This is a genomic window from Achromobacter sp. D7-1, assembly GCF_059760445.1.
The window spans coordinates 1-6,877 of the sequence record NZ_JCBAMT010000153.1; the positions used below are offsets into that span (position 1 = coordinate 1).

General features: G+C 68.0%; 8 protein-coding genes. All 8 read right to left on the bottom strand.

Annotated features, from left to right (window positions below; translation table 11 throughout):
* Positions 1–801 (bottom strand): threonine synthase (locus AC6LKD_RS32280; RefSeq protein ID WP_498118519.1); only part of this gene is annotated, 801 nt, incomplete at its 3' end.
* A 3-nt stretch (positions 802–804) separates the two neighbouring features.
* Positions 805–1,785, bottom strand: coding sequence for a M14 family metallopeptidase (locus AC6LKD_RS32285; protein WP_498118520.1), 981 nt, complete (start codon positions 1,783–1,785; stop codon positions 805–807).
* A gap of 31 nt (positions 1,786–1,816) precedes the next feature.
* Entirely contained in the window at positions 1,817–2,779 is a 963-nt protein-coding gene (locus AC6LKD_RS32290; RefSeq protein ID WP_013392242.1) for a Bug family tripartite tricarboxylate transporter substrate binding protein, read from the bottom strand.
* Positions 2,780–2,869: 90 nt separating this feature from the next.
* Positions 2,870–4,159, bottom strand: coding sequence for an NTP/NDP exchange transporter (locus AC6LKD_RS32295; protein ID WP_498118521.1), 1,290 nt, complete (start codon positions 4,157–4,159; stop codon positions 2,870–2,872).
* 4 nt (positions 4,160–4,163) lie between these two features.
* Complete coding sequence (locus tag AC6LKD_RS32300; protein ID WP_498118522.1) at positions 4,164–5,081, bottom strand: aldo/keto reductase; 918 nt, start codon at positions 5,079–5,081, stop codon at positions 4,164–4,166.
* Between the two features lie 92 nt (positions 5,082–5,173).
* The gene (locus tag AC6LKD_RS32305) at positions 5,174–5,884 is read right to left on the bottom strand and encodes a Bax inhibitor-1/YccA family protein (protein WP_013392245.1); all 711 of its coding nucleotides are present in this window, start codon (positions 5,882–5,884) and stop codon (positions 5,174–5,176) included.
* A 130-nt stretch (positions 5,885–6,014) separates the two neighbouring features.
* Complete coding sequence (locus tag AC6LKD_RS32310; protein WP_498118523.1) at positions 6,015–6,413, bottom strand: hypothetical protein; 399 nt, start codon at positions 6,411–6,413, stop codon at positions 6,015–6,017.
* Between the two features lie 45 nt (positions 6,414–6,458).
* A partial coding sequence (locus tag AC6LKD_RS32315) for a DNA polymerase III subunit chi (RefSeq protein WP_498118524.1) occupies positions 6,459–6,877 on the bottom strand: 419 nt, incomplete at its 5' end.

Sequence of the window (6,877 nt, forward strand, 5' to 3'; positions counted from 1 at the left end):
GGCGCGCGACAGGCGGGCGTACGGTTCCACCGCATGCAGCCGGGGCAGGCGGGCGATCCGTCCGCCTTGCAGCAGATGCTGCCAGCCCAGGAAGATGCCCCACAGCAGGTCGCCGCGCGCGGTAGGGACGACGATGTCGCTGGGTACGCCGCAGGCTTCCAGGATTTCCAGCGCAATGGGCTTGTAGCCTTCCACGCCGTAGGGATGGGTGCCGACGGGCGGATTCAGATAGTTGGTGCCGGCGAAGGCGCCGTGATTGCGGCACAGGTCCTCGACGTGGGGCCAGCGGCTCAGGCTGTCCTCGAAGGCGGTCAGCCGGGCGCCGAAGCGCTGCATGGCCTCGCGCTGCAAGGGCGGGCAGTTGGTGGTGATGGCGATGTCGGCCTCCAGCCGCGCGGCGGCGCAATAGGCGGCCAGCGAGACCCCGGCATTGCCGCTGGACGCGGCCGCCACGCGGGTGGCGTCCGCCAGGCGCGCGCGCGACACCAGTTGGGCCGCCATGCGGTCCTTGTGGCTGCCGGTGGGATTGGCGCTTTCGCATTTCAGCCAGAGCTGGCCTACGCCCTCGGTCTGCGCCAGCGCGGGCATGGCGAGGCAGGGAGTGGCGCCTTCGCCCAGCGTGACGGCGTCCAGCACCGGCAGGGGCATGGCGTCGTCCGTGGATGGTTCGTAGAGGCATTCCAGGCCGGCGGGGTGGCCGGCTTCCAGGCAGCTGGGGCAGCCTTCGGGGTAATCGGCGGGCGGCCACAGGCTGGCGCAACGGATGCAGCGCAGGCCGGACAAGCTAGGGTTCATCTGCATGTGTCAGTACTTCGAAGCGAGGGAATCGAGGGGCAGGGCGGGCGCGACCTGCAGCAGGCAATCGCCGTCGTCGCTGCGGGCGATGGCGCGCAGGCAGACCACGGTGCCGGCCTGCGGACTGGTCAGGGCTCGCGGCGGCAGGTCGGGGCGGGCGGGTTCGATCAGTTGGCCGATGCGCTGGCGCGCGCCGACCATTTGCCCCAGTCCGATGGCAGGCACGAACACGCCGGCTTCGCTGGCGCGCACGGTGGCGGCGGGAGCGTCCAGGTCGTAGAGGCGGACTTCGGGGTTCAACGCCGGGGGCCGGTCTGGCAGGAGGCCCAGTTCGCCCAGGCAGCCCAGCAGGCCGTCGCGGCAGCGGTCGACCAGCGCCTGGCTGGTTTCGCGCCCGCCGCCGATCTCGGCGCTCAGGCGCAACACTCCATGACGGCTGGCGGCGGCCGGCATCGAGCCGGACTCGGTGCCGCGGAAGAACATGCAATCGGGCAGCCCGAAGGCGTGCGCCAGGGCGGACAGGCGTTCATCATAGGCATCGTTGCCGTAACGCGTGATCACCGAGGACGGCAGGTAGCGCAGCGACGCGCCGCCGCTGTGCACGTCCACCAGCGCCTGTATGCGGGGCAAGAGCCGGGCCTCCAGCGCGGCCGCCACGCTTTCGGTGTAGCCGCGCGCGGGGGCGCCCAGGAAGGCGCGATTCAGATTGCCGTCGTCCGAGGGCGACAGGCGCGTGCCGGCCAGCGAGGCTTCGGCGTTGGCCGCGGGCAGCAAATAGACCGTGCCGCGCCGCAGGATGCCGGGCAGCAGGCGCCATAGTTCCAGGATGGCGGCCTGGCCTTCCCATTCGTCGCCATGCACGCCCGCCATCAAGGCGACGGCGGGGCCTGGCCCCGCCTCGATCCGCAGCATCGGAATGGTGACGCGCCGGTAGGCCGAGGCGTTGGTCGCGGCGGCGCAGGAGAAGTCCTCGCGGCTTACCGTGGCCATGCGGTGGCTCCTGCGGATGTCGAGATCCGGCTCAGTCCAGCGTGGTGCCGGCGGCCTTGATGATGCCTTCCCATTTGGGCAGCTCCTTGCGTATCTGGTTTTGTACGTCCTGCGGCGTGCCGCCTAGCGGTTCCTGGGAGCGGCTGCGCAGTTCCTTGCTGACGTTGTCCGAGCGCAGCGCCGCGTTCATCGCCGCGTTCAGCCGCGCGATGACCTCGGGTGGCGTGCCGGCGGGTGCGACCAGCGCGCTCCAGGCCGACTGCTCGTAGTCGGGATAGCCTTGTTCCGCCACCGTGGGCACGTCCGGATTGGAGGCGGCGCGGGTCCGGGTGGTGACCGCCAGCGCGCGCAGGCGGCCGTCCTTCAGGTTGCCGATCAGCGGCGGCAGGTTTTCCATCATGGAATCGACGTGGCCGCCCAGCAGGTCGGACAGCTGCGCGGCCGTCGCCTTGTACGGGATCTGGCGCACGGCGGCGCCGGTCTGGGCGATGAAGAGCTTGACGCCGACCTCGCTGGTGGTGCCCGGGTCGGCCGAGGTCATCGTCAGGCGTTGCGGCTGGGCGCGGCTGGCTTCGATGAATCCCTTCAGATCGCGATAGGGCGAGGACGCATTCACCACGATGACGTTGGGCGTTTCGGCGACCAGGCCGATGGCGGCGATGTCGCGGTCCAGATCGTACAACTGCTGCTTGAACAGGAAACGATGCAGCACCAGGGTGCCGACGTGGGCATAGCCGATGGTGTAGCCGTCGGCCGCCGCACGCGCCAGGGCCTGGGTGCCGATGCGGCCACCCGCGCCGACGCGGTTTTCAACGACCACGGGCTGGCCCAATTGGCGGCTCATTTCCTGGCCCACCAGGCGTGCGGTGATATCGGCGTTGCCGCCGGCCGCGGCCGGCACGATCAGCGTGATGGCGCGCTCCGGATAGGCAGCCTGCGCGGCGGGCGCGGCCAGGCTGAGCAACAGGGCGGCAAGACAGGCGGTGCGTTTCATGACGTTTCCCCAGGCATTGAGAACTGCGCCATTGTGCGGTCGGGGCTTGGGGAACACGTTTGGTTCAATGAGATGGATGTTCAATAAAACCTAAGATTTATCCTCGTTGCGCCGGTCCGCGGTCTGCCCCAGGCCATGCCCTACCGCGGCGGCGGCCAGCGCGCAGATTGCGCCCAGCGCGGCAACCAGGGCCACGCCGTAGCCCAGCGTGTCCACGCCGGCCTTGACCCAGCCGCTGGCCGCATCGCCCGCACGGTAGACCACGGTGTCGATGACGTTCTTGGTCTTGTACTTGTCTTCGGGCGGGACCGCCGTGAACAGCATTTCACGTCCCGGCCGGATCAGCGCGTACTCGCCGACGCGGCGCACGATCATGGCTGCGGCCAGCACGCCGAACACGGGAAAGGCCGCCAGGGCCAGGAACGCGGCCGTCATGGTCAGCGGCACGGCGGTCAGCAGGAAGCGCAGTCCCAGGCGGGTGGCGACGCGGCCGGTGATGAAGATCTGCGACGCCAGCGACAAGGCCTGCACCGTGAAGTCCAGCGCGCTGAAGACGCGGATGCGTTGGGCCGTGTCGGCAAAGGCATGCGCCACCAGCCGGGCCTGCTCCATGTAGAGAAAGGTGTTGAGCGTGGCCAGCAGGATGACCAGCAGTGAAATTCCCAGCAGGTAGGGGGACTGGAAGATGCGCGAGATGCCTGCCAGGATCGAACCTTCGATCGGCCGTCGCATGTCGTCCGGCGCCGCGTCCTCGCGGTTGGCCGCGCGCCAGCGCAGCAACCAGCGCTTGAGCGGCAAGGTGGCGGTCAACAGCAGCGCAGACAGCAGCAGCAGGCCGGCCGGCCCCAGCGCGCCGGCCAGCAAACCGCCCAACAGCGGGCCCGCCAGCCCGCCGGCGCTCGCTCCCGCCGCGATCAGCGCGAACAGGCGCTTGGCGGATTCCATGCGGAACACATCGGCCATCAGGCTCCAGGCGATGGAGACGACGAACAGGTTGAACACCGACAGCCAGACGTAGAAGCTGCGCGCGGCCCAGACGCTGCCGGGCCGCAGATACAGCAGGGCGGCGAAAGCGGCCATGCTGAGCGCGAAGACGGCATAGACCCAGGTCACCAGCATGGCGCGGGGCACGCGCGCCGAGAGCCAGCCGAACAGCGGCACTACCGCCAGCATGGCGACGAAGGTCGCGGTGAACAGCCACTGCAACTGGTCGACGCCGGCCTGGATACCCATGGTCTCGCGTATCGGCCGCAGCATGAAATAGCCGCAGAACAGGAAGAAGAAAAACGCGAAGCCGCAGGCCGCCGGCGCCAGTTCTTCCCGAGGAAGGCCCAAGGCCTGCGCGGCGCGGCCTGGCAAGCTGCCGGGGGCGGGCGCCATGGCGTCAGGCCAGCAGGGCGGCGATGCGTTCCCGCATGGCAGCATCCGGCATCCGCCCGAAGCCGGCCTGCGCGTTGTCCGCCATATTGGCCGGCTTGGAGGTCGCGGGGATCACTGCGGTGACCGCGGGATGGCCGATGATGAACTTCAGGAAAACCTGGGCCCAGGACTCGCAATCGATCTCGGCGGCCAGCTTGGGCAGCGTCATGCCCTTGACCCGGCGGAACAGCGCGCCGTCCTGGAAGGGGCGGTTGATCAGCACCGCGACGCCATGGGTCTGGCAAGCGGGCAATAGCCTTTTTTCGGCGTTGCGGTCGGCCACGGACAGGTTGATCTGAAGGACGTCGGGCTTTTCCCGTTCCACCAGTTCGGTCAGCTCATCATGGGCGTGGTCGGTGTAGTGGGTGATGCCGACATAGCGGATCACGCCTTGCTGCTTCAGCTCGCGCAGCAGCGCCAGCTGATTGACGGTGTCGATCAGGTTGTGCACCTGGACCAGGTCGAGCTTGTCGCTGCCTAGCGCCTGCTGCGATTGCCGCAACTGGCGCATGGCCGATTCATGGCCCTGCGTGCTGATCTTGGTTGCCAGGAAAGTCCTGGCGCGCAGGCCGCCGTCGCGGGCCAGCAGCGCGCCCGTGACCGCTTCCGCCTGCCCATAGCTGGGGGCGGTGTCGATCAGCTTGCCGCCCTTTTGCAGCAGCGTGTCCAGCACCTGGGCCAACGGCGCCATGGCGGCCTTGTCCGTGGGCGAAACGTTGAAGGTGTCGGCGGTGCCCAGCCCGATCACGGGCAGCGTCTCGCCGGATACGGGTATGGTCCGGGTCCACATCGGCGTCACCACGCTGAGCGCGCGGGCCGGCCAAGCGGATCCGATCAGGGCGCTGGCTGCGGCGGTCTGGAGGAAGTGGCGGCGATCGGGCATGGCGTGGCTCCGGCGGAAAGGCGCCCGGCGGGCAAAGAAAAAGGGCCTACACGTGAATGTAGGCCCTTTGTGCCGGTTTTGCTGCGTTGCGATTATTCGCGGTTGCCGCCGAAGATGCCCAGCAGCATCAGCAGGTTCGAGAAGACGTTATAGACGTCCAGGTAGATGGCCAGCGTGGCGGACACGTAGTTGGTTTCGCCGCCGTTGACCACGCGCTGCAGGTCGACCAGCATGAAGGCCGAGAAGATGACGATGGCCAGGACCGAGATGGTCAGCATCAGCGCGGGCAGCTGCAGGAAGATGTTGGCCAGGGCCGCCACCAGGATCACGACTGCGCCGATGAACAGGAATTTCTGCAGTCCCGACAGGTCGCGCTTGATGGTGGTGGCCAGCGTGGCCATCGTGCCGAACACGATCGCGGTGCCGCCGAAGGCCGTCATGACCAACTGCGAGCCGTTGCTCATGCCCATGACGAAGCCCAGCAGGCGCGACAGCATCACGCCCATGAAGAACGTGAAGGCCAGCAGCAGGACCACGCCCAGCGAGCTGTTCTTGTTCTTTTCGATCGCGAACATCAGGCCGAACGCGCCCACCAGGAACACGATGGCGGACAGTCCGGGGCTGGCGCCCATGACGCGGTTGATGCCGGTGTACATGCCCACGGCAGCGCCCAGCACGGTTGGGATCAGCGAGAGCGCCAGGAGCCAATAGGTGTTGCGCAAGACCTGATTGCGCGCGACCTCGCCCGGCGCGCCGGCTACGGCGCCGGAACGGTTAAAGGGGGACGGACGATATTCGTTCATGGAGAACTCCTGTGTACGGCAGAGTAATGGTTGCCTAGAAGGCTTAGAGGGATAGGATACCTTACAGTTCCCTGAAGAATCCAGTTCTGCCTAGGATTAGACCAGAGGCGGGAAATAGGTTCCAGACGGGTCAACCCGGCCTGACATCCTGCAGCACCCTGGCGACGATGCGCGGCAGTTCCGCATCCATGCGCGCCTGGATTTGTTCAATGGCCTGGGCCAGGGCATCGCGCATCAGCTGCTCGACTTCAGCCTGCAGACGGGCGCTCAGGACCGTGGCGTCGGGCAGCTCGGCGCGCGAGGCCGGAACTGGCGTTTCCAGTATAGCGGTATCGAGGGACGTATCGCTGCTGTCCGCCAGGTCCGTCAGCAGCGGAAAGGCGTCGTCGTCATGGGCCGCTGCGGTGTCGTCGGCCAGTTCGGTCAACAGGGGCGCGTCTGCGTCGTCCTCGGTCGAAGGCGGATAGAGCGAGGGCTCGGCCCGTTGGGTCAAGGTAGGAATGCCGTGGTCGGCGGGGCGAGAGGGCATGGGGACTCCCGGATGTCGAGATGGCGCGCCGTACGGTCGGGGCGCTCAGCCGTCCGGCTGCTGGCGGCTGAGGTCGTGGCTTTGCGGCGTGTGGCCCGCGGTCAGATAGGTCCGCCAGCGCTGGCGGGCCGCCTGTTTGTCCTCGGGGTCGTCGGAGACGATTTCAAGCAGGCGCTCGAAAGCCTCGAAGCCGGGAGGGCAGTCGCTGTCCAGATTCAGCAGCCAGGACGGCTGGGGCTGTCCGCCCTGGCTGGCCGCAGCGGCGGCCTGCTGGGGATCTCCGGCGGTGAGGACCACCGGCGTTTCGGCGGCCAGCGGATCGTTGGCCAGCACGTGCGGCACGAAAGACGTGTCATCGAATGCCCAGAGCATGCGATCGAACGCGGCCAGGCGCGAGCCATCCCTACAGTACACCACCAGCCGCTGCCCGGCCAGGTAGCGCTTGCGCACCACCTGGCAGGCGG